At 71.3% G+C, this 24,699-nt stretch carries 22 protein-coding genes, 1 tRNA gene and 2 pseudogenes; 14 read left to right on the top strand and 11 right to left on the bottom strand.

The genetic code is table 11. The features are described 5' to 3' along the window. Nucleotides 1-62 precede the first annotated feature (62 nt). From ispD to ACXKR8_RS21860, 6 genes are all read left to right on the top strand, one after another. Nucleotides 63-797, top strand: coding sequence for a 2-C-methyl-D-erythritol 4-phosphate cytidylyltransferase (gene ispD / locus ACXKR8_RS21885; RefSeq protein WP_458275053.1), 735 nt, complete (start codon nt 63-65; stop codon nt 795-797). Then, complete coding sequence (gene ispF, locus ACXKR8_RS21880) at nt 787-1,287, top strand: 2-C-methyl-D-erythritol 2,4-cyclodiphosphate synthase (protein ID WP_458274567.1); 501 nt, start codon at nt 787-789, stop codon at nt 1,285-1,287. Before ispD ends, ispF begins: the two co-directional genes overlap by 11 nt. Before the next feature lie 124 nt (nt 1,288-1,411). Further along, entirely contained in the window at nt 1,412-1,807 is a 396-nt protein-coding gene (locus tag ACXKR8_RS21875; protein ID WP_458274566.1) for a PPOX class F420-dependent oxidoreductase, read from the top strand. Nucleotides 1,808-1,910: 103 nt separating this feature from the next. Beyond that, complete coding sequence (gene cysS, locus ACXKR8_RS21870; RefSeq protein WP_458274565.1) at nt 1,911-3,299, top strand: cysteine--tRNA ligase; 1,389 nt, start codon at nt 1,911-1,913, stop codon at nt 3,297-3,299. A 45-nt stretch (nt 3,300-3,344) separates the two neighbouring features. Beyond that, the gene (rlmB, locus tag ACXKR8_RS21865) at nt 3,345-4,313 is read left to right on the top strand and encodes a 23S rRNA (guanosine(2251)-2'-O)-methyltransferase RlmB (protein WP_458274564.1); all 969 of its coding nucleotides are present in this window, start codon (nt 3,345-3,347) and stop codon (nt 4,311-4,313) included. Between the two features lie 116 nt (nt 4,314-4,429). Further along, a complete protein-coding gene (locus ACXKR8_RS21860) occupies nt 4,430-6,043 on the top strand; it encodes a DoxX family protein (protein ID WP_458274563.1) in 1,614 nt (537 codons plus the stop codon). A 111-nt stretch (nt 6,044-6,154) separates the two neighbouring features. On the opposite strand, the gene ACXKR8_RS21855 is transcribed toward ACXKR8_RS21860, so the two are convergent. The 3 genes from ACXKR8_RS21855 to ACXKR8_RS21845 form a co-directional block, all read right to left on the bottom strand. Next, complete coding sequence (locus ACXKR8_RS21855; protein ID WP_458274562.1) at nt 6,155-6,919, bottom strand: nucleotidyltransferase family protein; 765 nt, start codon at nt 6,917-6,919, stop codon at nt 6,155-6,157. Between the two features lie 107 nt (nt 6,920-7,026). After that, nucleotides 7,027-7,467, bottom strand: a complete 441-nt coding sequence (locus tag ACXKR8_RS21850) for a hypothetical protein (RefSeq protein WP_458274561.1) — start codon at nt 7,465-7,467, stop codon at nt 7,027-7,029. A 140-nt stretch (nt 7,468-7,607) separates the two neighbouring features. Beyond that, nucleotides 7,608-8,717 carry an ABC transporter ATP-binding protein gene (locus tag ACXKR8_RS21845; RefSeq protein WP_458274560.1) on the bottom strand — a complete coding sequence of 370 codons (1,110 nt, stop codon included), beginning with the start codon at nt 8,715-8,717 and terminating at the stop codon, nt 7,608-7,610. Between the two features lie 420 nt (nt 8,718-9,137). Here ACXKR8_RS21845 and ACXKR8_RS21840 point away from each other — a divergent pair. The 4 genes from ACXKR8_RS21840 to ACXKR8_RS21825 all read left to right on the top strand — a co-directional run bounded on the left by ACXKR8_RS21840 (nt 9,138) and on the right by ACXKR8_RS21825 (nt 13,841). Beyond that, nucleotides 9,138-9,214 (top strand) — tRNA-Thr (locus ACXKR8_RS21840). A gap of 226 nt (nt 9,215-9,440) precedes the next feature. Next, the gene (locus tag ACXKR8_RS21835) at nt 9,441-9,755 is read left to right on the top strand and encodes a hypothetical protein (protein ID WP_458274559.1); all 315 of its coding nucleotides are present in this window, start codon (nt 9,441-9,443) and stop codon (nt 9,753-9,755) included. 183 nt (nt 9,756-9,938) lie between these two features. Then, nucleotides 9,939-11,339 (top strand): IS1380 family transposase, encoded by a 1,401-nt coding sequence (locus ACXKR8_RS21830; protein WP_458266600.1) that lies wholly within the window; start codon nt 9,939-9,941, stop codon nt 11,337-11,339. Between the two features lie 2,028 nt (nt 11,340-13,367). Further along, nucleotides 13,368-13,841, top strand: a complete 474-nt coding sequence (locus ACXKR8_RS21825) for a carboxymuconolactone decarboxylase family protein (RefSeq protein ID WP_458274558.1) — start codon at nt 13,368-13,370, stop codon at nt 13,839-13,841. A 22-nt stretch (nt 13,842-13,863) separates the two neighbouring features. Here the strand turns inward: ACXKR8_RS21825 and ACXKR8_RS21820 are convergent, their stop codons facing one another. The 3 genes from ACXKR8_RS21820 to ACXKR8_RS21810 all read right to left on the bottom strand — a co-directional run bounded on the left by ACXKR8_RS21820 (nt 13,864) and on the right by ACXKR8_RS21810 (nt 18,071). After that, nucleotides 13,864-14,532 (bottom strand): response regulator, encoded by a 669-nt coding sequence (locus tag ACXKR8_RS21820; protein WP_458274557.1) that lies wholly within the window; start codon nt 14,530-14,532, stop codon nt 13,864-13,866. After that, nucleotides 14,529-15,791 (bottom strand): sensor histidine kinase, encoded by a 1,263-nt coding sequence (locus ACXKR8_RS21815; protein ID WP_458274556.1) that lies wholly within the window; start codon nt 15,789-15,791, stop codon nt 14,529-14,531. The genes ACXKR8_RS21820 and ACXKR8_RS21815 overlap by 4 nt, the downstream gene beginning before the upstream one ends. A gap of 81 nt (nt 15,792-15,872) precedes the next feature. Continuing rightward, nucleotides 15,873-18,071 carry an MMPL family transporter gene (locus tag ACXKR8_RS21810; RefSeq protein ID WP_458274555.1) on the bottom strand — a complete coding sequence of 733 codons (2,199 nt, stop codon included), beginning with the start codon at nt 18,069-18,071 and terminating at the stop codon, nt 15,873-15,875. A 273-nt stretch (nt 18,072-18,344) separates the two neighbouring features. Between ACXKR8_RS21810 and ACXKR8_RS21805 the strand changes: the two are divergent. From ACXKR8_RS21805 to ACXKR8_RS21795, 3 genes and pseudogenes are all read left to right on the top strand, one after another. Continuing rightward, nucleotides 18,345-18,782: pseudogene (locus tag ACXKR8_RS21805) on the top strand (MEDS domain-containing protein); the annotation flags it as partial. A 13-nt stretch (nt 18,783-18,795) separates the two neighbouring features. Then, nucleotides 18,796-19,320 (top strand): STAS domain-containing protein, encoded by a 525-nt coding sequence (locus ACXKR8_RS21800; protein ID WP_458274554.1) that lies wholly within the window; start codon nt 18,796-18,798, stop codon nt 19,318-19,320. Next, nucleotides 19,317-19,805: an ATP-binding protein gene (locus tag ACXKR8_RS21795; protein ID WP_458275304.1), complete on the top strand. Its 489-nt coding sequence runs from the start codon at nt 19,317-19,319 to the stop codon at nt 19,803-19,805. The genes ACXKR8_RS21800 and ACXKR8_RS21795 overlap by 4 nt, the downstream gene beginning before the upstream one ends. Nucleotides 19,806-19,838: 33 nt before the next feature. Here ACXKR8_RS21795 and ACXKR8_RS21790 read toward each other — a convergent pair whose 3' ends face one another. Genes ACXKR8_RS21790 through pdxR form a run of 3 tightly spaced genes read right to left on the bottom strand, consistent with a single transcriptional unit; the run spans nt 19,839 to nt 22,134 of the window. Beyond that, nucleotides 19,839-20,204 (bottom strand): DUF1275 family protein, encoded by a 366-nt coding sequence (locus ACXKR8_RS21790; RefSeq protein WP_462100695.1) that lies wholly within the window; start codon nt 20,202-20,204, stop codon nt 19,839-19,841. After that, a complete protein-coding gene (locus tag ACXKR8_RS21785; RefSeq protein ID WP_462100629.1) occupies nt 20,093-20,587 on the bottom strand; it encodes a YoaK family protein in 495 nt (164 codons plus the stop codon). Before ACXKR8_RS21785 ends, ACXKR8_RS21790 begins: the two co-directional genes overlap by 112 nt. Continuing rightward, nucleotides 20,584-22,134: a MocR-like pyridoxine biosynthesis transcription factor PdxR gene (gene pdxR / locus ACXKR8_RS21780; RefSeq protein ID WP_458274552.1), complete on the bottom strand. Its 1,551-nt coding sequence runs from the start codon at nt 22,132-22,134 to the stop codon at nt 20,584-20,586. The genes ACXKR8_RS21785 and pdxR overlap by 4 nt, the downstream gene beginning before the upstream one ends. Before the next feature lie 46 nt (nt 22,135-22,180). Between pdxR and ACXKR8_RS21775 the strand changes: the two genes are divergently transcribed. Continuing rightward, nucleotides 22,181-22,642, top strand: a complete 462-nt coding sequence (locus ACXKR8_RS21775) for a carboxymuconolactone decarboxylase family protein (RefSeq protein WP_458274551.1) — start codon at nt 22,181-22,183, stop codon at nt 22,640-22,642. Nucleotides 22,643-22,666: 24 nt separating this feature from the next. Here ACXKR8_RS21775 and ACXKR8_RS21770 read toward each other — a convergent pair. Next, nucleotides 22,667-23,978 (bottom strand): annotated as a pseudogene (locus tag ACXKR8_RS21770) (carotenoid oxygenase family protein). A 31-nt stretch (nt 23,979-24,009) separates the two neighbouring features. Further along, the gene (locus ACXKR8_RS21765) at nt 24,010-24,591 is read right to left on the bottom strand and encodes a hypothetical protein (protein ID WP_458274549.1); all 582 of its coding nucleotides are present in this window, start codon (nt 24,589-24,591) and stop codon (nt 24,010-24,012) included. Between the last annotated feature and the right edge of the window lie 108 nt (nt 24,592-24,699).

The raw sequence follows: 24,699 nt of genomic DNA, 5'->3' as shown, positions 1-24,699 counted from the left end.
CGGGGCCGTCCCGGTAATGTTCCACGCCTTGGCCATACCCACTTCCCCGAAGGAACAAAACCCTGAACGCCGCAGCAGTGGTTCCCGCCGCAGGGCGGGGCGAACGACTGGGCCCCGGTGCCCCCAAAGCCCTGCGTGACCTCGGGGGCGTGCCGCTGTTGGTGCACGCCGTCCGCGCGCTCTCGCGCTCCCGTGTGGTGACCCTGGTGGTCGTGGTCGCGCCCGCCGACGGCACCGCCCGGGTGCGGGCGCTGCTGGACGGCTACGGGCTGGACGGCCAGGACGGCACCGCCGTCACCGTGGTCCCCGGCGGCGCGACCCGGCAGGAGTCGGTCCGGCTCGGCCTCGCCGCCGTCCCGGCGACGGCCGAGGTGGTGCTGGTGCACGACGCCGCCCGGCCGCTGGTCCCGGTGGACGTGGTGGACGCGGTCGCCCGCGCCGTCGCGGACGGGGCCGAGGCCGTGGTCCCGGCCGTGCCGCTGGCCGACACGGTCAAGCAGGTCGGCCCGGCCGCCGTGCCCGGCGGCCCGGAGCCGGTGGTCGGCACGCCCGACCGCAGCACCCTGCGCGCGGTTCAGACCCCGCAGGGCTTCCGCCGCGAGCTGCTGCTCCGGGTGCACGACAAGGCGCTGCACGACGGCGTGGACGCGACCGACGACGCCGGGCTGGTCGAGCGCTACGGCGGCAGCGTGATGGTGGTCCCGGGCCACGAGGAGGCGTTCAAGGTGACCAGGCCGCTGGACCTGGTGCTGGCCGAGGCGGTACTGGCGCGACGGAGGTCGCTCGATGAGTTCTGAGATTCCTGCACCACCGCCCATGAGGCTTCCCCGCACGGGGATCGGCGCGGACATCCACGCCTTCGCCGAGGGCCGCGAGCTGTGGGTGGCCGGGCTGCGCTGGGACGGCTACGACGTGGGCCTGGCCGGCCACTCCGACGGCGACGTGGTCGCCCATGCCGCCTGCAACGCGCTGTTCTCCGCGGCCGGCCTCGGCGACCTGGGCGCGCACTTCGGGGTCGACCGGCCGGAGTGGTCCGGGGCCTCCGGCGTCCGGCTGCTAGGCGAGGCCGGCCGGATCGTCCGGGCCGCCGGGTTCGAGATCGGCAATGTCGCGGTGCAGGTCATCGGCATCCGCCCGAAGATCGGCAAGCGGCGGGAGGAGGCGCAGCGGGTGCTCTCCGAGGCGCTGGGCGCCCCGGTCTCGGTCTCCGCCGCGACCTCCGACGCGCTGGGGTTCACCGGACGCGAGGAGGGGCTGGTCGCCCTGGCGACCGCGCTCGTCTACTGAGGCCGGCGCTCGGTCTCCCGGGAACTGACCGGTCCTCACTCTTTCGGGGCAGAGCCGGGAACAGTCCGGCGGGGGCTGTGGTTGACCCTGCGACAGATGTACTCGCTCGCGGGAAGGACCGGGAATGCCAGACCAGCTCTCCGACCAGGCCAAGGCGCTCTTCGACGGCAAGAACTACGTATCTGTCGCGACGATCCAGCCGGACGGCACGCCGCAGTTGTCGGTGGTGTGGGCGAAGACCGACGGTGAGGACATCCTGATCTCCACCCTCGAAGGCCGCCGCAAGCATCTCAACCTGGTCCAGGACCCGCGGGTGACGCTGCTGCTCAACCCGGCGGACGCGCCCTTCTCCTATGTCGAGGTGCGCGGCACGGCGACGCTGGACACCGAGGGCGGCCCGGAGCTGATCAACGAGCTGTCCTGGAAGTACAACGGCAAGGAGTACCCGGCCGAGCCGCCGGAGGCGGTCCGCACCGTCATCCGGGTGACCCCGCGCCGGGTGATCGAGCGGGGCCTCTGACCGCTTCGGAAGGCCCGCCGATCATTGCGTCGGTGTGAATGTATCGAGACCCTGTGCCCGGATGGGCACAGGGCACCCCGTCGTTCCCACTACGCTTGACGCTGTGAGCATTCGCCTGTACGACACCAGCGCCAGCCAGGTACGCGACTTCGTCCCGATCGTGCCGGGCTGTGTCTCGATCTACCTGTGCGGGCCGACCGTGCAGGCGCCTCCGCATATCGGGCACGTCCGGTCCAATCTGAACTTCGACATCATCCGTCGCTGGTTCTCCTACCGGGGCTACGACGTCACGTTCGTGCGGAACGTCACCGACATCGACGACAAGATCATCGCCAAGTCGCGGGAGACCGGCCTGCCCTGGTGGCAGATCGGCTACTCCAACGAGCGCGCCTTCAGCGACGGTTACGACGCGCTGGGCTGCCTGCGGCCGGCCGGCGAGCCGAGGGCGACCGGGCACATCCCGGAGATGATCGAGATGATGGAGGAGCTGATCCGGCGCGGCCACGCCTACGAGGCGGACGGCAACGTCTACTTCAGCGTCACCTCGTACCCCGACTACCTGGCGCTGTCGCACCAGGAGTTGGAGAACCTGCGGCAGCCCGAGGGCGACGGCGAGACCGGCAAGCGGGACCCGCGCGACTTCGCGATGTGGAAGAACGTGAAGCCGGGCGAGCCCAGCTGGCCGACCCCGTGGGGGCGCGGCCGTCCGGGCTGGCACCTGGAGTGCTCGGCGATGGTGCACAAGTACTTCGGCTCCGCCTTCGACATCCACGGCGGCGGGCGCGACCTGGTCTTCCCGCACCACGAGAACGAGATCGCGCAGTCCAAGGCGTTCGGCGACGACTTCGCCAGCTACTGGATGCACAACGGCTGGGTGACCCTCAGCGGCGAGAAGATGAGCAAGTCGCTGGGCAACTCGGTGCTGGTCTCCGAGATGGTGCGGGCGTGGCGTCCGATCGTGCTCCGCTACTACCTGGGCACCCCGCACTACCGCTCGATGATCGAGTACAGCGAGGAGGCGCTGCGGGAGGCCGAGACCGGGTTCGCCCGGATCGAGGGCTTCGCGCAGCGGGTCACCGAGCTGCACGGGACGGTCGAGCCGGCCCCGCAGGTGCCCCCGGCGTTCGCCGAGGCGATGGACGACGACTTCGGCGTCCCGCAGGCCCTGGCCATCGTCCACACCGCGGTCCGGCAGGGGAACGCGGCCCTCGCGGCGGACGACAAGGAGAACGCGGTAGCGCGTCTGGCCGAGGTCCGTGCGATGCTCGGTGTGCTGGGTCTCGACCCGCTGGACGCCCTGTGGGCCGGTCCGGCGCAGGGCGAGGACCTGCACGGTGTGGTGGACGCCCTGGTCAAGCTGGTGCTGGAGCAGCGGCAGGCGGCGCGCGAGCGCAAGGACTACGCGACCTCCGACGCCATCCGGGACCGGCTCTCCCAAGCCGGTCTCGCCATCGAGGACCGTGCCGACGGCTCCCGCTGGACGCTCAACTAAATCGCTGTTCTTTGTTCGTGGATTCATGGAAGCAGGACTCAACTGATGGCCGGCAACAGCCAGCGCAGGAACGCCCGCAAGCCCGGCTCGAAGAAGGGTCCCTCGGTAGGCACCGGTGGCCACAGCCGTAAGGCGCTCGAGGGCAAGGGCCCGACGCCCAAGGCGTCGGAGCGCAAGGGGCACAAGAAGAACCGGATGGCCAACGCCGCCACCAAGCGCGCCACCGCGGGCAACAAGTCCCGCGGCAGCGCCCGGCGCGGCGGCAAGGCCAGCTCCGAGCTGGTCTACGGCCGCAACTCCGTGGTGGAGGCGCTGGCGGGCGGCGTGCCGGCCTCGGCGCTCTACGTCCAGCAGTTCATCGACAACGACGAGCGGGTCCGTGAGGCGCTGCAGCTCGCCAATGAGCGCGGCGTCCCGCTGATGGAAGCCCCGCGGATGCAGCTCGACAACCTCGCCGAGGGCCACAACCACCAGGGCCTGATCCTCCAGGTGCCGCCGTACGAGTACGCGCACCCGGACGACCTGCTGGCGCGGGCCGCCAAGAACCGCGAGGACCCGCTGATCGTGGCCCTGGACGGGATCACCGACTCGCGGAACCTCGGCGCCATCGTCCGCTCGGTGGCGGCCTTCGACGGCCACGGCGTGGTGATCCCCGAGCGGCGCGCCGCCGGGATGACCGCCGGCGCCTGGAAGACCTCCTCGGGTGCCGCGGCCCGGGTGCCGGTGGCCCGGATGACCAATATGACCCGGACCCTGGAGGCCTACCAGAAGGCCGGCTGCTTCGTGGTCGGCCTGGCCGCCGACGGGGAGGGCGATATCAGTGATCTGGAGGCGCTCACCGGGCCTGTGGTCATCGTCATCGGCTCGGAGGGCAAGGGGCTGTCCCGGCTGGTCAGCGAGACCTGTGACCTGGTCGTCCGGATCCCGATGCCCGGTACCGCCGAGTCGCTCAACGCGGGCGTCGCGGCCGGCATCGTGCTCTACGAGGCGGCACGGCTGCGCGGCAGGCGCTGAGCGGCAGGCACTGAAAGCGCGGGCGACGGGGGCCCGAAAGGCAAGCTCCGAAACCTGAGCTGAGCGGAGTTCACTCCGGAGGGTGTCCAAACGGCCTCCCAACCGGTTAGTGGGGTGTGGACACCAGAACACCAAACCGCTTTCAGGGGGGGCGCGGCGCCGAGGACAGCGACGGTGGACCGGGGCTCTACACGGTCAAGGTACCGACCGACCCGGCCCGGCTGAGCAGCACCACCGCCAGCTTCCGCGTGCGTCTCGGCACGTCGGCGCGCCCGCTGATCGACGCGGCCACGGCCGCGCCGGCCTTCGCCGCCGCCCCCTCGACCCGCTACCCGGGGCTCGCGCCCGACGAGACCCAGCCGATGGTGGTGCTGCCCGCCCTCGTCGGCGCGGGTGCGCACGCCTCCTCGGCGGCGCCGCGCCGGCTGGCCCGGGTCACCCCGATCACCTGGACCGGCGGCGCCGCCCCGCTGCTCGACGCGGTACGGCTGGGCGGCACGCTGCCGAACCAGCTGACCGGTTCCCCCGGCGGCTCCGGCGAGACCGGGGAGACCCAGCTGCTCCCGCTGGTCGGCGCCCAGGCCGGACAGGCCGTCCGGCCCGGCGCCGGCTACGCCGACCCGTTCGCCGACGAGCCGCGGTACGTGGACGGGCGCGAGCCCCGGTTCTCCGGGCCCGAGTACCAGTTGGAGGAGCGCGACTCCGGAGAACCGGTTCGGCACGCCTGGTACCCGGGCCGCCGGGTCGACCTCGGGCTGGTGCTGCTGCCGCTGCGGGTCTTCCTGGGCGGCATCTCGATCTACGCCGGCTTCGTCAAGCTCTGCGACCCGGTCTACTTCGACGGCGGCGCCCGCGGCTCGATGATGCACTGGCTGCAGTCGCTGCACCCCTGGCCGATGGCCCAGCCGCTGCTGCAGTTCGCGCTGACCCACCCGGTCGGGGCGGGGCTCGCGGTGGCCTTCGTCCAGATCGTGGTGGGCGTGCTGTCCATCCTCGGCCTGTGGCAGCGGCTGGCGGCCGGCGCCGCAATGGTGCTGGCGCTGGCGCTGCTGCTGACCGTCAGCTGGCGCGCGGTCCCCGCGTACGACGCGCCGGAGATCATCTACCTGGCCGCCTGGAGCCCGCTGCTGCTGGCCGGCGCCCCGCTGTTCTCACTGGACGGACGGCTGGCCATCGAGGCCTGGCGCCGACTGGGCGAGCGGGCGGCGGTGTCGGCGCTGCGGCGGCGGGTGCTGCGCCGGGGCTTCGTGGTGGCGACCATGGTGATCGGCGGCACCCTGCTGCTGGGCTCCGCGTTCGGCGCGGCGGTGCGCAGCGCCAAGCCGGTCGAGACGGTGCAGCCGGCCACCACCACCAGCGTGCCGACCCAGTACCCCAGCCCGATCTACCCGACCGGGGCCGCCCTGACCGGCAAGGCGCCGACCGGGAAGCACAAGCACCCGGCCAAGCCCACCGCGGGGGCGAGCACGGCGGCGAAGCACCACACGGCGCCTCCCGCCAAGCACACCCCGGGCACCACCCACAGCGGCGGCAGCACGCCGTCCGGCGGCGGGGCCCCGGCCACCGGCAGCGCGCCCAAGAGCAGCAAGCCGCCGGCCCGGCACACCCCGCCCGCGGGCAAGCCGACCGGGGGCAACGGCGTGATCGGCGGCCTGCTCGGCAGCGGGGCCCCGCTGCCGCTGCTGGGCATGTCCAGCGGTGGCGCCAGCCACCAGCAGCCGGTGACCTGAGCCCTCGGGGCCGAGGAGCAGGACAGCAGTGTGGCCGGTACCGATGGTCGGTACCGGCCACATCTTGCTGCGGACTGTTCGCCGCTTCGTTCGGACTATTCGCCGCGGCGACTATTCGCCGCTGCGGGTGGCGGCGAGCTCCTTGGCGGCCTCGGTGAGGTCCTTGGCGGTGTCGATGGCCCGCCAGTAGACGCCCTGGGGGAGTTCCCAGCCGGAGAGCCGGTGCTCGCGGGCCAGCCGGGGGAAGGTGCTGCGCTCGTGGTCGCCCAGGTCGGGCAGCATCGCGGTGAACTCGGCGGAGAAGACGTACACGCCGGCGTTGATCAGGTAGGGCGAGGGCGGGGACTCGATGAAGTCGAGGATGCTGCCGAACTGGTCGGTGGTGACGGTGCCCCAGGGGAGGCGGGGGCGGGCCAGGGCGAGCGTGGCGTGGGCATCGCGCTCGGCGTGGAAGTCGGCCATCTCACTGAGCTTGAAGCGGGTCCAGATGTCGCCGTTGGTGGCGTACCAGGGCTCGTCCTTGCGGGGGAGCGAGGAGGCCGCGAACTTCAGACCGCCGCCGCGTCCGAGCGGCTCGCTCTCGATCACGGTGGTGACGTTCAGCGGCAGGTCGGCGGCCTTGAGCCAGTCCTGGAGCACCTCGGCCAGGTATCCGCAGGAGATCACGACATCGGAGACACCCTCCTCGGCCAGCCACTGCAGCTGGTGGCCGATGATCGGGATCCCGGTGCCCGGGATCTCGATCATCGGCTTGGGGCGCGTGTCGGTGAGCGGACGGAGCCTGGATCCCTGTCCACCGGCCAGGATCACGGCTTGGGTCACCGGCGGTGAGGAGAGCGGGGAGCGCTCGATGGAGGGGATGAGGTCAGCGGTCATGGGGAGAACTCTAGACGCCGCCCATGATCGTGCCGTGATCAGCCCGCCGGGGGCGATCAGTCGGCCGGGGTGATCAGGCGGGCGGGGTGATCAGCCGGCCGGGGCGGTCAGCCGGCCGGGGTGAGCGTCCCGACCGCGAAGGAGCCGTCGCAGACCGGCCGGGCGTAGGACTGCGCCCGCTTCACGTCGCCGTGGTACTTGCGGACGGCGGCCTGGCCGAGGTCGCGGGCGATGTCGGTGCAGTACCGGGTGAGCGAGGGCTGCTGCTGCATCGCCTGCGCGAGCGCGTCCAGGGCGGTGCCCGGGTTCTCGGTGCGGAGCGTGCGCAGCAGGCGGTCGCGCAGGACGTCCTGCGGAGCGGCCTTCGCCGGTGCCGCCTTCGCCGGCGCGCGGTCCACGCTGAGGGAGGAGGCGGCGAGTACCTGCTTGTCCCCGGAGCCGCTTGGGGCCCAGGAGACGCGGGTCACCGCGAGGGTGCCTGTCGTCACCAGGACGAAGGGGAGGACGAAGGCGAGGGTTTTGCCGAGTCGGCTCGCAAGCTGGTTCACGCTGGTGATGCTAGCGATGAGTAATGGCTCAGCGACATTCAGTCACTCAAATGAGTGATGGCGTGTTGGTTATCTCCATGAATAAACCTTCCCTGGTGGGCCGAATGCCCACCAGGGAAGGTTCAGTCGTTCAAGCCGGGTCAGTCGCTGAGCCGGGCGCCCGTCGCGGTGGAGAAGACGTGGGTCTCGCCGGCGCGCGGGACCACGTGCAGGGTCTCGCCCTTCTGCGGGACGGCGCGGCCGCTCACGCGGACCACCAGGTCCTTGTCCTCGCCGCCGACGTGCGCGGTGCCGTAGACGTAGCCGTCGGCGCCGAGCTCCTCGACCACGTTGACGGTGACGGCCAGGCCGTCGCCCTTGCCGTCCGCGCCGCCCTCGGTGACCAGGTCCAGGTGCTCCGGACGGACGCCGATGGTGACGGTGGTCTCGCCCGCGTTGGCGGCCTCGGCCACGGCGTCGCGGGAGACCTGGATGACCGAGTTGCCGAACTTCACGCCGCCGTCGGCGAGCGGGACCTCGATCAGGTTCATCGCGGGGGAGCCGATGAAGCCGGCCACGAACAGGTTCGCCGGGCGGTCGTACATGTTGCGGGGGGAGTCGACCTGCTGCAGCAGGCCGTCCTTCAGCACCGCGACCCGGTCGCCCATGGTCATGGCCTCGACCTGGTCGTGGGTGACGTAGACGGTCGTGATGCCGAGGCGGCGCTGCAGCGAGGCGATCTGGGTGCGGGTCTGCACGCGGAGCTTGGCGTCCAGGTTCGACAGCGGCTCGTCCATGAGGAAGACCTGCGGCTCGCGGACGATCGCGCGGCCCATCGCGACACGCTGGCGCTGACCGCCGGAGAGCGCCTTCGGCTTGCGGTCGAGGTACTCGGTGAGGTCGAGGATCTTGCCTGCCTCCTCGACCTTCGCGCGGATCTCCGCCTTGTTCACGCCGGCGATCTTCAGGGCGAAGCCCATGTTGTCGGCGACGGTCATGTGCGGGTAGAGCGCGTAGTTCTGGAACACCATGGCGATGTTCCGGTCCTTGGGGGGGAGGTGGGTGACGTCGCGGTCGCCGATGCGGATGGCGCCGCCGTTCACGTCCTCCAGGCCCGCGAGCATCCGCAGGCTGGTCGACTTGCCACAGCCGGACGGACCGACCAGGACGAGGAACTCGCCGTCGGCGATGTCCAGCTCAAGGGCGTCGACAGCGGGCTTGGTGCCGCCGGGGTAGATGCGCGTGGCCTTGTCGAAAGTCACGGTAGGCATGCTGTTGCTCTCCTTCACCGGCAGGAACGTGCCGGACGATCCGAGTAAAGGCGGATGGTGCGGGGGTGGTGCATCCCCCGACATCCTGCCGTGCCAACCCGCCGGAGCGGCACGGTGTGCCAGAGGTCTAGTCCACCTGTCGGTAAACTCCTGGTGACGCTACCTTCACAAACCCGTCCTGTCAGTACCTTCCCGGGACCAAAATCCAGCGACCCCGATCGACCGCGGTGCGCGACGTCGGCGGCGGGCCTGTCGTGGCGGCGGAAAGAGGTCGGCGCCATGCCTTTCCGGGGCCCTTCCGGGGCCCTTCCGGGGCCCTTCCGGCGCCGACGACCCACCCGAAAGCTGATCGCGGCACGCCTCCCTCTCCCGGTAGACTCCACCCTGGTCCTGCCGTGGCACGCTGCGGACAGGTACCGCGCCTCCTTAGCTCAGTTGGCCAGAGCAACGCACTTGTAATGCGTAGGTCGTCGGTTCGAATCCGACAGGGGGCTCCAGCTGAAGCCCCGGTCGGATCACTCTGACCGGGGCTTTTCTCGTCTACCGGAGCCGTCTGCGGCGTCGGGCCCGAGCGTCCTTCGTGGGGCTGGTCTCAGTTCTGGTCTCAGTTTTCGGCTGGGGCCAGAGCGCGTCCCCCATGCGGCGTGCGGCCTCCTCGGTGAGCGGGGTGGTGGCGTGCACGTAGCGGCGGGTCATGCTGAGTGGGTGTGGCCGAGGATCTCCATGATCGTTGAGCAGCTCCTTGAACTCCTCCCAGTCGTCACGGGGGCCGATCGGTCGACCGTCGGGGCGGCAGAACACGAGGTCGTTGTCCTGCCGGGCCTCGCCGGCGGCAGTCCGCTCCTGCTGTTGCTGCTGCCAGGCCTCCTCAAAGACGGGGATGAGCGGAGGCGGGATGGGGACAAGACCGGCCACTACACCGAAGCCGACGCCATCCGCTGGACCACCACCGGAGAGCCCGTCGCCACCCGCACAGACGCCCCTGTCGCCCTGGCCGACCGGTGCGGCGGCGCGCCCAGGTTGTTCATGGCAGCGTGAGCCGCTCTTGTAGGTCGATGAACCTCGGATTACGACGGATATTCGTCATCTTCGTCACTGATCCCGAATCCACCGATGAATGACCTGTCCGAGGCCTGGACATAACGACGCGGATGCCCTCTGACCTGGGACGATGGGACTTCCTACAGAACCAAGTCGCCAGAACGAGAGAACATCCGCGAGATGCAATCCTGCCATGCCGCCACAGCGGTTTCCGCCGTCTTCGACGAGCCGAACCTGATCGCCGATGCCGGGCTGCTGTCGCTGGTCCGGCTGGCCGAGCGGGCCGGCCTGCGGCAACTGGCCGCGTCCGCGCTCCGCATCGAGGGCGCCGACAACAGCGGCGGAGCCAACCCGGCCGCCAAAGTGATGTCGCTGATCAGCGCGATGTGCGCGGGCGCGGACAGCATCGACGACGCGGCGCGGCTGCGGCACGGCGCGATGGACCGCGCCTTCACCTCGGTCCGCGCGCCCTCCACCCTGGGCACCTTCCTGCGCTCCTTCACCCACGGCCACAACCGCCAGCTCCACCGCGTTCACCGCGACTTCCTGGCCCGACTGGCCCGCAGCACCCCACTGCTGCCCGGCGCCGACACACTGATGTTCATCGACATCGACCCCACCCACCGCCGCGTGTACGGCCACGCCAAGCAGGGCGCGCAGGTCGGCCGCCTCAAGGGCCAGCGCACCCTGCACCCGATCCTGGCCACCCTGTCCACCCCGATCGCCCGGCCCGTGATCGGCGCGGTCCGCCTGCGCCGCGGCAAGGCCGCCGACGTCCGCGGAGCCGAGAGCTTCGTGAGCGAGGCCCTGGCCATAGCGAAGGAGACCGGCGGCACCGGGATCCGCCTGGTCCGCGCGGACAGCAAGTTCTACACCGCCGACGTGGTCGCCGCCTGCCGCCGGGCCGGCGCCCGATTCTCCCTGACCACCGGCATGAACCCCTCCATCGCGGGCGCGATCTCCCGCATCCCGCAGGAGTCCTGGACGGCGATCCGCTACCCGGACGCCTTCGTCGACCCCGACACCGGCGAGATGGTCTCCGACGCCGAGGTCGCCGAGATCCCCTACACCGCCTTCACCGGCCGAAGGAAGTCCGAGCACGTCACCGCCCGGCTGATCGTGCGCCGGGTCCGCCGATTGAACGCCGAAGTGGCCCAGGGTCAGGGCGAGTTGTTCACCGCCTGGCGTTACCACCCCGTCTTCACCGACAGCTCCTTCGCGGTGCTGCAGGCGGAACTGCACCACCGGCAGCACGCCGTGGTGGAGCAGGTGATCGCGGACGGGAAGTCCGGGCCTCTGGCCCACCTGCCGTCCGGGAACTTCCAGGCCAACGCCGCGTGGCTGACCCTGTGGGCGATGTCGCACAACCTGCTGCGGGCCGCCGGTGCGCTGACCTCGGTCTTCCACGCCAAGGCCACCACAGCGACCCTGCGCGCCCACCTGGTCCACGTCCCGGCCCGGCTCGCGCGCACCGCGCGCACCAAATTGACGGTGCATCTGCCCGAGCACTGGCCCTGGCGCGACGCCTTCACCGCCCTGTTCGAGGCCGTCCACTCCCCACCGCCGCGCCCGGCGGCCTGACCGCCACAAGATCCCGCACCGCGACGGCCCGACGGCCACCGGCGACAGCGCCACCAACCGCTCCCGACCCCGCACAACCCCTCGGACAGGCCGCGACCCGCGCACGGCGGCTACCGCACACCCCTCAACCTGTTGCCCCCAGCGGCCGACCGTCCACGGGCAGGAGAGCAACCCCGAAATGATCAGCCGGTGGATTCGGGCTGATGAGGAGATCACCCCCGTAAGCGCCCCTGAACCTGATGGGCTCCCCCTTGAAGACACCGAGAGCTGCCTCGTAGTCTCCAGCGAGGATCAGCTTGCGTTGTTCAAGAAGACTGGCCCAAGCCTCACCCAAAGGCGCGGCGCCCATATAGCCTTCCCTCGCCGCTATCCGCCGCAGATCCGTTTCGAAGGCCAACCAGGCGCTGCTTCGGCGATCGTTCTCAAGCGACCTCGCATCGCTGCGTAGGAATCCAGCGGCAGCAGTCAAACTGGCGGAGATCAGAGCAAGCACGGCCGCAGGGACCCGGGCATCAGCCGAGGCGAGCCCAGTAGCTCCGGACAGCACGGCCAGCACAGCACTGGGCAATCCCAAGGTGAGATGAGCAGCGCCCCAAATCGATCCCCATCGACGGGCTGCGGTTGCCTGCTCAGCGGCTTCCGCTGCCGCCTCGGACATCGCAGATCGCAAATGTCGGATCTGTGGGCTCCTGGGCTCGTCGGACCAAGGTAAAGACTCTCTCGGCGTGGCCATGAGCAGATGATGACAGCGTCACTTCATGATCGTGGCGATATCAACTCGTCTTGGGCGCCGAGACCTAGGCGCGGTGCTGGGGCCGTCTTGGGGCCGTGCGAGGTCAGCCAAAGGGGCGCGGCGCTGACAACGATCCACTATTCCGGTGCAGCTCAGGGTCATGGTGAGCGACCAGCCCGCCGGCCAGGTCCAGGAGTTCAGCGAGTCGAGTTGCTGCCTCCGGGGTTGTGCGGCCCACGTCCGCGATGCCGTGCCCGAATGCGTTCAATTCGGCGCGGAGTTGGGGCCAGGATGCCGCGCGACGCAGCCTTTGCCATGCCGGTAGCGGAGATACAGGTACTGGCCGTCAACCGTCCAAGCGTCCCACTGAGATGGGTAGGTGGAACACGTCTGCACAACTCGCATTAGTGTCTGGCCCTCTACCTTGTTCACCCGGCCATGGTCGCGCACCGTTTCAACCCGAGGTCGTTGTCCGGTCCGGCCTCAGCGGGCAGTTGTCGTGCTTGCGCCCCATGGCCAGTAGGCTGCCTCGACCCGTCTGGTGCTGGTGTAGGACATTGAGCAGATGGGACAGACCCGCGTATGCGCCTTGCTCTGCGTGCGATACCTGCTGCGCTGACTGTGGGGATGCTGCTCACTGCCTGCGGCAGTTCGGCTCCGGTCGAGCACGGCGCCATGGCTGAGGTCACCACGGGACCCTGCGTGACGGATACGCCCACGGACGTCGGGGGCGTGTCCCTGGACTTCTTCCACTGCGCGCTGACCGTCCACAACCCCACGAGCCGGCGTGAGGCGTACCTGATCGGGTTGTCCTGTTCCAGCAGTGGCCTCGGGACCGGGTACAACCCGGGGCATTTCTTGTACTACGCGGCCCCTGGGTGGTCCACTTTTTCGAGCGGCGGCATGGTCACCCCGCTGGATTCGACCACCCCTGGCTGTGAGATCTCCGAGGCCACGCGGCGTGATCTGGAGCCCGGCGACGACGGCGGATCCCCCCAGCCCTCCCCGACCGGGGCTCTGGCGGATGCGATCCACCCGCCGGAGGTTCTGGTACCACCCAGGGCGGAGCCCGGCCAGGAGGTTGACGCCCCTGTGTTCAGCGCCGGGGACGGACCTGGCGCTCCGGACGGAAGCGAAGGCACCTGGCTCTGGAAGGCGACCCTGCTCCCTCCGAAGTAGCGCGGGCTCGGGGGTGAGACGTACGTCACAGTCGCCGGGTCGGGCCGGCTGTCACATGTCGTCGGTGGTGCGTGTCAGAGCGGTGTAACCATCGACACGGCAAGGAGAACGCCACCATGGACGCCCGACTCAACCTCTACGGCAGCCCGACCGCGGCCAAGTTCACCAAGTACATCAACTCGGCCGGCAAGGCCGTCGCGGACTCGACGCTGCCGGCCGCCACGCAGGAGCTGGTGAAGATCCGCGCCAGCCAGATCAACGGCTGCGGCTTCTGCACCGACATGCACACCAAGGACGCCGCGCACGCCGGGGAGACCTCGCTGCGGCTCAATCTGATCGCGGCCTGGCGGGAGGCCAAGGTCTTCACCGAGGCCGAGCGGGCCGCGCTGGAACTGACCGAACAGGGCACCCGTATCGCCGACGCCGCCGGCGGCGTCACCGACGAGGCCTGGGCGAACGCCGCCAAGCACCACGACGAGGACCAGTTGGCCGCGCTGGTGTCCCTGATCGCCCTGATCAACGCCTACAACCGGCTGAACGTGATCATCCAGCAGCCGGCCGGCGACTACCAGCCGGGCCAGTTCGGCTGACTCAGCCGCCGGCTCGGCTGACTCAGCCGCCGGCGCGGACCAGGCCGGTCTCGTAGGCGATGACGACCAGTTGGGCGCGGTCCCGGGCGCCCAGCTTGAGCATGGCCCGGTTGGCGTGGGTCTTCGCGGTGACCGAGGTGACGAAGAGGCGTTCGGCGATCTCGTCGTTGGACAGCCCGAGCGCCACCAGGCCCATCACCTCGCGTTCGCGGGGGGTCAGCACGTCGAGGCGCCCGGAGTCGGCGCGGCCGCCCACGCTGGGCTGGGACAGGAACCGGGAGATCAGGCCCCTGGTCGCGGCCGGGGACAGCAGGGCCTCGCCGGAGGCCACCAGGCGGATGGCGTCCAGCAGTTGGGCCGGCTCGATGCCCTTGCCGAGGAATCCGCTGGCCCCGGCCCGCAGCGCCTCCACCACGAACTCGTCCACCTCGAAGGTGGTCAGCACCAGGACCTTGACCCCGGCGAGGTCCTCGTCCGCGCCGATCAGCCGGGTGGCGGCGATGCCGTCGAGCTCGGGCATCCGGATGTCCATCAGCACCACGTCCGCGCGGTGGCTGCGGGCCAGCTCGACGGCCTCGCGGCCGTTGCAGGCCTCGGCGACGACCTCCATGTCCTCCTGGGCGTCGATGAGCAGCCTGAAGGTGCCGCGCAGCAGCGCCTGGTCGTCCGCGAGCAGGACGTGAATGGTCATCGGGGATCCTTCGTGCCGAAGGGAACGGGCGGAACGGGAGGAACGGGGGAGACGGGAGGAACGGGGGAGACGGGCGGGGCGGGGGGAACGGCGGGAACGGGCGGGACGGCGGGAAGGGGCAGTTCGGCGCTGACCAGGAAGCCGCCGCGCGGCTGCGGGCCCGCGCTGAGGGTGCCGCCGACGATCGTGGCGCGCTCGCGCATGCCGATCAGGCCGTGCCCGGTGCCGGGGGCGTCCACCCGGGTGGACGGGCCGTCGTTGGCCACCGTGATCGACAGGGCGTCGGCGCGGTAGCCGAGGTCCAGCCGGACGGCCCGGCCCGCGGCGTGCTTGTGGGCGTTGGTCAGTGCCTCCTGGACGATCCGATAGGCCGTCAGGTCCGTGGCGGGGGCGAGGGTGCTCGGCTCGCCCTGCCGGTGGAGTTCCACCGGGAGTCCGGCCTGCCGGAAGGAGGTGATCAGCCGGTCGAGGTCGCCCAGGCCCGGCAGGGGTTCGCGGGAGTCGGGCTGGTCCTCGGTCTGCCGCAGCAGCCCGACCGTGGCGCGCAGTTCGTCCAGCGCGGCCCGGCTGGTCTCCTTGAGGTGGGCCAGCGCCTGGTACGCCGCCTCGGGGTCGGTGCGCAGCAGGTGGTGGGCCACCCCGGCCTGGGCGTTGACCAGGGTCATGTGGTGGGCGACCACGTCGTGCAGCTCACGGGCGATCCGGATGCGCTCGTCGGCGACCCGCCGCCGCGCCTCTTCCTCGCGGGTGCGTTCGGCGTGCGCCGCCCGTTCCTCCACCGCGGCGAGGTGGAGCCGGCGGCTGCGGATGGTGACGCCGAGCGCCGCTGCCGCGAGCAGCAGGTCCAGCACGATCGGATCGCCCCAGGGCGAGACCGACAAGGGACGGGTGAGGACGGCGGTCAGGGTGATCGCCGCGGTCGCGACGCCGCCCACGGTCCAGGCGGTCCGGCGGGGCGTCCTGGCGGCCATGGAGTAGATCGCGATCAGACTCGCGGCCGGCACCAGCGGGACGGTGCGGGCCAGCAGCAGGTGCGTGATCTCCACGGCCACCGTCACCGCCACCACCGGGACCGGCCAGCGGCTGCGGAACAGCAGCGGCACGCAGGCGAGCAGCGTCAGCAGGAAGCCGGCCGCCCGATGCGGGTGCGCGTCGTCGTGCACGGTGCTGATCATGAGCAGGATCAGCGGCACGATCAGGGCGGGGGCGAGGTCGGACACCCGCTCATGCCGCTCCAGCCATCCGCGAACCGCGTTCATCAGCTGCACTCCCTCACGGTACGCGGCCCGGGCCCCGGGGAGGGGTCGGCCGACCCCTCCCCGGGGCCCGGGCCTGCACGGTCAGCCGCGGACGCCTGCGGTCTCCTGTCGCGGGGCGGAGTCGACCGCGTCCGGGTCCTCGTCGGCCGGGCCCTCCACGGACACGTTCGGCAGCGCCCGGTCCAGCCACCTGGGCAGCCACCAGTTGGCGTCGCCGAACAGGTGCATCAGCGCCGGGACCAGGATCATCCGGGCCAGGAAGGCGTCGAAGAGGACCGCCACCGCCAGGCCGAGGCCGAACTCGGCGATCACGCGGGTCCCGCCCACCGCGAAGGGGGAGAACACCGAGAACATGATGCAGGCAGCGACCGCGATCACCTGGCCGGTCTCGCGCTGGCCGACCCGGACCGCGCGGTGGTTGTCACCCGAGTGGGCCCATTCCTCGCGCATCCGGCTGACCAGGAACACCTGGTAGTCCATGGACAGGCCGAACATGATGCCGACCACCAGGATCGGTACAAAGGCCTCGATCGGCCCGGCCGAGCCCGCCCCCAGCAGGCTGACCCCGAAGCCGTACTGGAACACCAGGGTGACCACGCCGAAGGCCACGCCGATGGTCAGCAGGTTCAGCACCGCGCCCAGCGCCGGGATCAGCAGGCTCCGGAAGGCGACCGTGAGCAGGAGGAAGCCCAGCGCCACGATGATCGCGAGGAACACCGGGATCTTGCCGACCAGCACCGAGGCGAAGTCGGCGTTGGAGGCGGTCACACCGCCCACGTACACCCGCAGGCCGGTGCCCTGCTCCGCCTGCGGGATCACGTCCTTGCGCAGGTGCTTGATCAGGTCGACGGTCTGCTGCGACTGCGGCGAGGTGGTGGGCACCACGCTCACCACCCCGACCGTCTCGCCGGAGGTCATCGGCAGCGCGTTGACGCCGGCCACTCCGGGGACCGTCCGCAGCTCGGCCACCAGCGCGGTCAGCGCCTGCTGGTCCCGGGGCGCGGAGGCTTCGGCGGCGAGCACCAACGGGCCGTTGGAGCCGGGGCCGAACCCCCGCGCCAGCAGGTCGTAGGCCTGCCGGTTGGTGCTGCTGGTGGGGAGGTTGCCGGCATCGGCCGAGCCGAGGCGGATGGACAGGGTGGGCAGCGCCATCCCGGCCAGCAGCACGAGCGCGATCAGGCCCATCCGCTTGGGGTGGGACTGGATCCGTCCGGCCCAGCGTCCCCAGAAGCCCTCGCGCGGCACCGACCGGTCCGGACCCTGGTCGGCCAGCCGGCGGCGCTGCTTGCGGCTGAGCACCCGCAGCCCGAGGAAGCCGAGCAGCGCGGGCAGCAGGGTGACCGCCGAGAGCACGGTCAGCGCCACGGTGACGGCCGCGCCCAGCGCCATGCCGTTGAGCAGGGTCAGCCCCAGGGTGAACATGCCCAGCAGGGCGATGATCACGGTGAGCCCGGCGAAGAGCACCGCCCGCCCGGACGTGTTCAGTGCCTTGGCCAGCGATTCCGGGACGCTCATCCCCGTCATCAGGTTCTTGCGGTGCCGGTTCACGATGAACAGGGCGTAGTCGATCCCCACCCCCAGGCCGATCAGCGTGCCCAGCGAGATCGCGGTGTCGGCGATGGACGTCACATGGCTCAGCAGCACGATGCTGAGCAGGCCGCTGCCCACCCCGGCGATCGCGGTGATGATGGGGAGCGCGGCCGCCCAGGCGGAACGGAACATCAGGAACAGGATGACGGCCGCCACCGCGATGCCCAGGACGTCGCCGATCGGTGACCCGGACGGGGTGACCGAGAAGGCGGAGCCGCCGAGCTGCACGTCGAGGCCACTGGCCCGGGCATCCGTGGCGATCTTCTCGATCGGCTCGGTGATGGCGTCGGTCGGCTTGTTGTCATTGAACTTCACCGTGGCGAACGCGGTGCTGCCGTCCTTGCTGATCTCCGACGCACCCTGCGCGCCGTACGGGCTCAGCACGCTGGCCACGCCCGGCGAGTGGGCGATCTGCGCCAGCGCACCGGACATCCGCTGCTGCACGGCCGGATCGGTGACCCGGCCGGAGCCGGTGTGCCAGACCACGGTGCCGCTGGCCCCGGCCTCGCCCGGCGACTTCTGCCGCAGCAGTGCGGTGGCCTTGCTCGACTCAGTGTTCGACGCGGTGGTGATGCTGCTGAAGTTGCTGCCCAGGGCGGACAGACCGACCGACAGGCCCACGAACAGGGCGACCCACAGCAGGACGACGACAAGCCGGCGCCGGTAGCACCATCGGGCGAACGTGGACATCAGGGGCCTCCGGGAGGACGGGAACACGCAAGGCTGACCCGTCAACCCTCGCGATCCGGCGTTCTCTCGTCATTGGCCCTCCGCCGACACTTCGGCCTACTGCGCCCGCAGTACGCCCGCACCCCGGGCGGATCTTGTCAATTGCCGCAAAGTTCGCAAAAACCCCCGCCGCGACCTGACCGGCTTCCCGAACTCCTGTCATCTTTCGGGTCGTTCGGGGACTGCGGTGGCCGATCCCTGGGACAATACTGTTTGATTGTGGCCAATCCGGTGATGTCCCGGCGGCGAATCATTACATGGGCGAAGTGTCGGCCGGATACCTTCGGGGGCAGGGAGTGCGCGAGGATGGACACATCCCAGGCGGGAGCCGCCGTGGCGGCGGTAGGGGCGATGAGGTACGGCAGCCACTGCTGCTTCGTCTCCGACCAGGATGACATCACCCAGCTCGCGCTCACCGGCTTCGTCCGCGACGGACTGGCCGCCGACGACCGCATCCTCTGCGTCCTGGGGCTGCGCGAGCGCTCCTGGCTGGTGGACGCGCTGGTCGCGGCCCGTACTCCGGTGGAGAAGCACGAGGCCGACGGCTCGCTGGTGATCGTCGACATGAGCCTGACCCCCACCTGGCAGGGCGACTTCTCGTCCACCGGTTCGGCCCAGATCATGTTCGACGCCATCGACGGGGCCCTCGCCGACGGCTACCGGGGCCTGCGGGTCTGCTCCGAACATGTCCTGGGGCCCGCGACACTCTGTCAGCCACCCCGAGCTGGTGGAGATGGAGCGGCTGATCGAGGACGGGCTGAAGAACCGGCCGGGGATGGGCCTCTGCATCTACGACCCCCGCGAGTTCACCCTGGCCGAGATCGAGGAACGCGCGCACCACCACTCGCTGGTCGCCGGACCGGGGCGGGTGCGGGCGCCGAGCCTGCAGATCCTGGAGACGGCCAGGGGCCTGCGGCTGATCGGCGAGGCCGACCTGACGGTCAGGCACCTTCTCGACACCGCGCTCTTCGAGGCGGCGGCGCGTACCGCGGACGACGCCGACATCATCGTCGACCTCTCCTCGCTGGCCTTCGCCGACGCCAGTGCGGTCGAGGCGCTGCTGCTGGCGGCGTCGCGGCTGGACAAGAAGCGCAGCATAGTGGTCCGTTCGCCCACGCCGACCGTCCGCAAGGTGCTGACGATCCTCGGCTGGGACAGCGCGAGCGGGCTGAGAGCAGAGACGGACCCGGAGCCGGGAGGAGCCCCGTGAGCCAATCGAGCCAGGACGACTGCAGGGATCCCGAGGAAGTCCTGCTGTTCGGCCTGAACGACCTGTACCAGGTCCGGGATCTGGTGCGCTGCCTCGCCCGGCTCGCCGGGTTCTCCGACGAGCGCACCGACGACCTGGTGCTGGCCGTCCATGAGATCGCCGTCTGCGCCTTCGCGGTGGACGACAGGCCCGCCATGCTGCTGATCGGCGACATCCCGGACGGGGTGGTCTGCGAGATCCGGGAGACCGCGGCCGTCCCCGGCTCCGGTCTGCCGCGCCCGGTGTCACGGCTGACCGATCCGGCGGTGGGGCCGGGGCGGGGCTGGCGGATCGCCCGGGCGCTCTGCGACGAGATCGTGGGCAGCGCGGACGGCTCGGCGGTGCAGCTCTCGATGCGGCTCGCCCCCGGGGTCGATCCCATGGCCGGGCCGCCGGCCGGCCCCTCGGCCGGCGCGGGGCGCAGGCGGTTCGAGGCCGGCGACTGACGCCTCCCGGCTTCTGACGGCGGGTTTGCAGGGTCAGGGCCGTCGGGTCCAGGGCAGGGTGGAGCGGGTCTGGCCGGCCAGCGCCGCGGTGGCCAGCGCCAGCAGGACCACGGCCAGCAGCAGCGGCAGCGCGGTGTGGCCGTGCAGCGCGACCAGGCCGCCGACCAGGGCGCCGAGGAACATGGAGAGGGTCGCCAGCAGACGTCGGCCGATCTTGCTGTCCGGGCCCCCGGCCAGTCGGCTGTCGGCGGCGAGGCCGGTGATGGTGAGGGTCAGCACGGTGGTGGTCAGATCGGGCACGGCGAGCCTGCGGGCCGCCGCGTTCTGCCCGCCCATGGCCAGCCCGAGCAGTACCACCAGCAGATAGCGGCCGCCGCCGGTCTCGGCCTGCGGGACCAGCAGGCAGCAGAGGTACGAGGCCAGCACCAGCACGCCCTCGGCGACCACCGCGGCGAACAGCAGCCGCCCCGGTGGGCCGCGAAGCGCACCCCGAGCCGTCCGCCGAGTACCGCGCCCGCGGCGAAGGAGAGCAGGGCGACCACCGAGGCGCTCAGCGAGAAGTCGGGCGAACCGGCCAGGGAGAAGGCGATGAAGATGACATTGCCGGTCATATTGGCGACGAAGACCCGGCCGAGCACCAGATAGCTGAACGCGTCGACCAGCCCGGTGACCAGGGTCAGCGTCAGCAGCAGCGGCGGCAGCGGGCCCTGGCGGTTCTCGGGGTCGTCCCGCCGGTCGGGGACGAGGCTGGCCCAGGCGTCGCGCAGAGCTTTGGTGGTCACAGGGTCCTTTGTACCGTCTCCAGGGCCTGGCAAAGGGTGTCCAGGGCCTCGCCGAAGGCGTGTTCGGCGGGGGTGCCGTAGCCGACGACCAGGCCGTCCATCACCTCCGCGGCCTGGCCCTTGGCGGCCGTGCCCCGGGCCGCCTGGCCCGGGTAGCGGAAGCCGTCCAGGCCCTGGACGGCGAGGCCGAGCCAGTCCGCGGCCCGCACCGCCTCGCGTTCGGTGCCCGGCGGCAGCCGCAGCACCACGTGCAGCCCGGCGGCGATACCGCTGACCCGCACCGAGGGGACGCGCTCGGCCAGCGCGGCGACCAGCCGGTCGCGCCGGCGGCGGTAGCGGAGCCGCATCGCGCGCAGATGCCGGTCGTACCCGCCGGAGGTGAGGAACTCGGCCAGGGTCAGCTGGTCCAGCACGCTCGGATGCCGCTCGCCCGCGCCCTTGGCCGCCACCACCTGGTCCACCAGATGACCCGGCAGCGCCATCCAGCCGAGCCGCAGCGCGGGGGCGAGGCTCTTGCTCGCCGTACCGAGGTACGCCACCCGCTCCGGGTCGAGCCCCTGCAGCGCGCCCACCGGCTGGCGGTCGTAGCGGAACTCGCCGTCGTAGTCGTCCTCCAGGATCAGCCCGCCGCTGCTCCTGGCCCAGTCCACCGCCGCGGTCCGGCGGTCCGGGTGCAGCGGGACGCCGGTGGGGAACTGGTGCGCGGGGGTGAGCAGGACCCCGCCCACGCGCTGATGAACCGTCAAGCTGCTTGTCCTTGCGCCATGATGGTCGACCTCCAGGGGAAGGGTGCGCAGTCCGGCGGCGGTGATCACACCACGGTGCAGGTCCAGGCCGTAGGACTCGACGGCCAGGGTCCGCGCACCGCTGCCGCGCAGGGTCCGGCTGAGCAGCGAGAGGCCCTGGGTGAAGCCGGAGCAGACCACGATCCGGTCCGGGTCGGTGCGCACCCCGCGGGCCCGGGCCAGGTAGTCGGCGAGCGCCCGGCGCAGCTCCTCGCAGCCGCGCGGATCCCCGTACCCGAAGGCCGAGTTGGGCGCGACGGCCAGGGCCCGCCGGGCGGCGGCGAGCCAGGCCGCGCGGGGGAAGGCGGAGATGTCGGGGATGCCGGCGAAGAGGCTGCCGTTGCCGGGGCCGTGGAACGGCTCGAAGGCCCGGAGCGGACGCGGGTCGGCCGGACGCGGGTCGCTCGGACGCGGGTCGCTCGGACGCCGGGCCCGCTGGGGTCGCCGCCGGGCCGCCGCGCCGCTGCCGGCGCGCTGGGCCACCCGGGTCCCCGACCCCTGGCGGGCCGAGAGCCACCCCTCGGCGACCAGTTCCCCGTAGGCATCGGCGACAGTGTTGCGGGCCACGCCCAGATCCACCGCGAGCGAGCGCGAGGGCGGCAGCCGGGTGCCGGGGGCGAGCCGCCCGGACCGCACCGCCTCGCGCAGGGCGCGGATCAGCGACGCGCGGATCCCGCCGGGACCGGTCAGGTCGAGGTCGAGATGCAGGTCGACGCTGCCGGGCTGGGTTTCGGGCTGGGAATTGGCCCAGGATTCTGCCATGGAAATGGACCATACTCCTGCGCCACTGCCGACCTAGGCTTGATCCATGACCACCACGACGCACACCCAGCGCATGAACCTCGGCAAGCTCGCTCCCGAGGTCTACCGGGCGATGGTCGCCCTCGACCAGGCGTCCAGGAAGGGGGTGGACCCGGTGCTCGCTGAGCTGGTGCGGATCCGCTCCTCGCAGCTCAACCACTGCGCCTTCTGCCTCGACATGCACACCCGCGACGCCCGGAAGGCGGGGGAGTCGGAGGAGCGGATCCACCTCCTCAGCGCCTGGGAGGAGGCCGGCCCGGTCTTCACCGAGAAGGAGCAGGCGGCCCTCGCCCTGACCGAGGCGATCACCGTGCTGACCGACGGATTCGTCCCGGACGCGGTCTATGAGCGCGCGGCGAAGCACTTCGAGGAGGAGGAGTTGGCCCATCTGATCGCGGTCGTCTTCACCATCAACTCCTGGAACCGGATCGCGGTGTCGACCCGGATGACCCCGACCCTGGGGCGGTAGCACCCCAGGGCCGAGAGCACCCTCCTAGGCCTCGGCGTCCGGCAGCCAGTTGCCGTGGAAGCCGAACGGCACCCGCCGGGGCAGGTGCACCGTCGCCACCGGCGCCGCCGCCAGGTCGTCCGCGTCGAGAACGACCAGGTCGCTGCGGTCGGTGTCGGCGTCGTGGACGAAGGTCATCAGCCAGCCGGGGCCGCCGGGGCGCCGTCCTTGGGCACGAAGGACGCCTCCCCGGGGGTGCGGCCGGGGCCGAAGAGATGGCTGCTGCCGGCGCCGGTCAGCAGGTCGTAGCGGTGGACGGCGTTGGTCGCCGCGGCGTGGCCGTAGCGGCTGGGGAGGCCGGCCAGCCGGTCGTCGATCCGCGGGAACTCCGCGCCGCGGTCGTCCAGTTGCTCCTCGCGGACGGCCCCGGTGGCGAGGTCCAGGGTCCAGCGCCAGAGCGTGGCGGGAGTGTCGACCCTGGCGCCGTCGGCCAGCGAGTCGTAGCGCATGGCGTGCAGGACCAGGCTGTCGCCCTCCTCATGGGCGTTGAGGGTGTGGAAGACATAGCAGGCGGCGATGTCGAACCAGCGCACCGCGCCGTACGGGTCGTCCCGCTTCAGTACGCCGAGCCGGGCGCCGTAGTCAGGGGTCCAGGCGTAGGGCATGCCGACCCCGGCCCTGGCCCGCTCCAGGTCGAAGACCACCGGCAGGTCCAGGAAGACCACGTGCCCGGCGGTGAGCTGGAAGTCGTGCATCATCGTGTGGGCCGGCACCTCCACCGGCCGACTGACCGTCAGCTCCCCGCTCGCGTCCGCCCGGTGGTACGTCAGATACGGGGCGGACAGCCCGCCGTAGCCGAAGAAATGCAGCTCACCGGTGGTGGGGCAGGTCTTGGGGTGGGCCGTCATCGGGGTCCGCAGCCGACCGCCGAAGTCATGGACCCCGATCGTCTCCAGCTCATGGCCGGGGCGGCAGTCCAGCTCGTACGGATAGGAGGACTCGACCAGGGCCAGGGTGCGGCCCGCGTGCCGGACCACATGGGTGTTGGCGACCCCGGCCGCCAGATTGGGCACGCCCCGCTCGTCGCGGAACGCCGCGCCGTGGGCGAAGGAGTCGGTCTGCACCCAGCGGTTGCGGTACGAGGTGGCCCGGCCGCCGTCGAGGCGGACGCCGTGCACCATGCCGTCGCCGAGGAACCAGTGGGCGGAAGCGGCCTCGCGCGGGTTGGGCCCGTTGCGCAGGTACCAGCCGCTGAGCTCGGGCGGTATCGAACCGCTGACCGGGAGTTGGGTGACGGTCATCTCGTCCGCGACGGGGCGTAGTTGCCGAGCAGGTGCGGGGCGGTGGCAGTGCTCATGACGGGCTCCTGAGGTGATCGGTGGCGGGGGTCAGCGGACCGGGGCGGCGGCGGCAGCGGTTGCGGCATTGGCCAGTCGGGCCTGCACCGCCTTGGGGTAGCGGGAGGTGAAGACGGCCGGGGCAGCGAACCCGACCACCTGGCAGGCGACCCGGGCCAGGGTGCCGGCGTCGGCTGCGCTGCAGGCCGCGGTGGCGACAGCGGTCAGCGTGAAGCTGATGGCCCAGGCCGCGGTGAGCACCGTGTTGATCCGCAGGAACACCGGGCTGTCCCAGAACTCCTCCGGGGTCTGCCGCTTGGCGATGCCCAGGGTGAACGGGCGGCCCGCGGCGAGGGTGCCCCAGGCGGTGAGGGCGAGCCAGGCGAAGGAGAGGGCGCCGTCGTAGTGCTCGAGCGGCGAGTGCGGGGCGGCGAAGGCGAGTGCGGTCAGCAGGGCGAAGTAGCCGACGGTGCTGATCTCCAGCATCTGCGCGTCGGCGGCGACGCCGGCCCTGCGGTCCTGCAGCAGCAGCCAGACCCCGATGGCCAGCGCGGCCAGCGCGCCCCACTGCCAGCCGGCTGAGGAGAGAGCGGCAAAGGCGATCCACGGGATGAATCCTCGGAGGTAGCTCATGGTGGTCGTTCCCCTCGATGTGACGTTCCACTGCGACGTTCCAACTCTGATAGGTCAAAACTAGAAGGTCTAGCTATGACCTGTCAACAGTGGAAGGTAGAGTGGGTC

This window comes from Streptacidiphilus sp. PAMC 29251 (assembly GCF_054208735.2).
This window is presented reverse-complemented; position numbering and strand designations above follow the sequence as displayed.

Coding starts and splice junctions, on each gene's coding strand:
- ACXKR8_RS21800 (WP_458274554.1), top strand. CDS start 18,796: ATGTCCTGGGGCCCGCGACACTCTGTCAGCCACCCCGAGCTGGTGGAG.
- ACXKR8_RS21820 (WP_458274557.1), bottom strand. CDS start 14,532: ATGACCATTCACGTCCTGCTCGCGGACGACCAGGCGCTGCTGCGCGGC.
- ACXKR8_RS21765 (WP_458274549.1), bottom strand. CDS start 24,591: ATGAGCTACCTCCGAGGATTCATCCCGTGGATCGCCTTTGCCGCTCTC.
- ACXKR8_RS21830 (WP_458266600.1), top strand. CDS start 9,939: ATGCAATCCTGCCATGCCGCCACAGCGGTTTCCGCCGTCTTCGACGAG.
- ACXKR8_RS21775 (WP_458274551.1), top strand. CDS start 22,181: ATGACCACCACGACGCACACCCAGCGCATGAACCTCGGCAAGCTCGCT.
- ACXKR8_RS21855 (WP_458274562.1), bottom strand. CDS start 6,919: ATGACCGCTGACCTCATCCCCTCCATCGAGCGCTCCCCGCTCTCCTCA.
- ACXKR8_RS21875 (WP_458274566.1), top strand. CDS start 1,412: ATGCCAGACCAGCTCTCCGACCAGGCCAAGGCGCTCTTCGACGGCAAG.
- ACXKR8_RS21835 (WP_458274559.1), top strand. CDS start 9,441: ATGATCGTTGAGCAGCTCCTTGAACTCCTCCCAGTCGTCACGGGGGCC.
- ACXKR8_RS21825 (WP_458274558.1), top strand. CDS start 13,368: ATGGACGCCCGACTCAACCTCTACGGCAGCCCGACCGCGGCCAAGTTC.
- ACXKR8_RS21810 (WP_458274555.1), bottom strand. CDS start 18,071: ATGTCCACGTTCGCCCGATGGTGCTACCGGCGCCGGCTTGTCGTCGTC.
- rlmB (WP_458274564.1), top strand. CDS start 3,345: ATGGCCGGCAACAGCCAGCGCAGGAACGCCCGCAAGCCCGGCTCGAAG.
- ispF (WP_458274567.1), top strand. CDS start 787: ATGAGTTCTGAGATTCCTGCACCACCGCCCATGAGGCTTCCCCGCACG.
- pdxR (WP_458274552.1), bottom strand. CDS start 22,134: ATGGCAGAATCCTGGGCCAATTCCCAGCCCGAAACCCAGCCCGGCAGC.
- ACXKR8_RS21845 (WP_458274560.1), bottom strand. CDS start 8,717: ATGCCTACCGTGACTTTCGACAAGGCCACGCGCATCTACCCCGGCGGC.
- ACXKR8_RS21815 (WP_458274556.1), bottom strand. CDS start 15,791: ATGAACGCGGTTCGCGGATGGCTGGAGCGGCATGAGCGGGTGTCCGAC.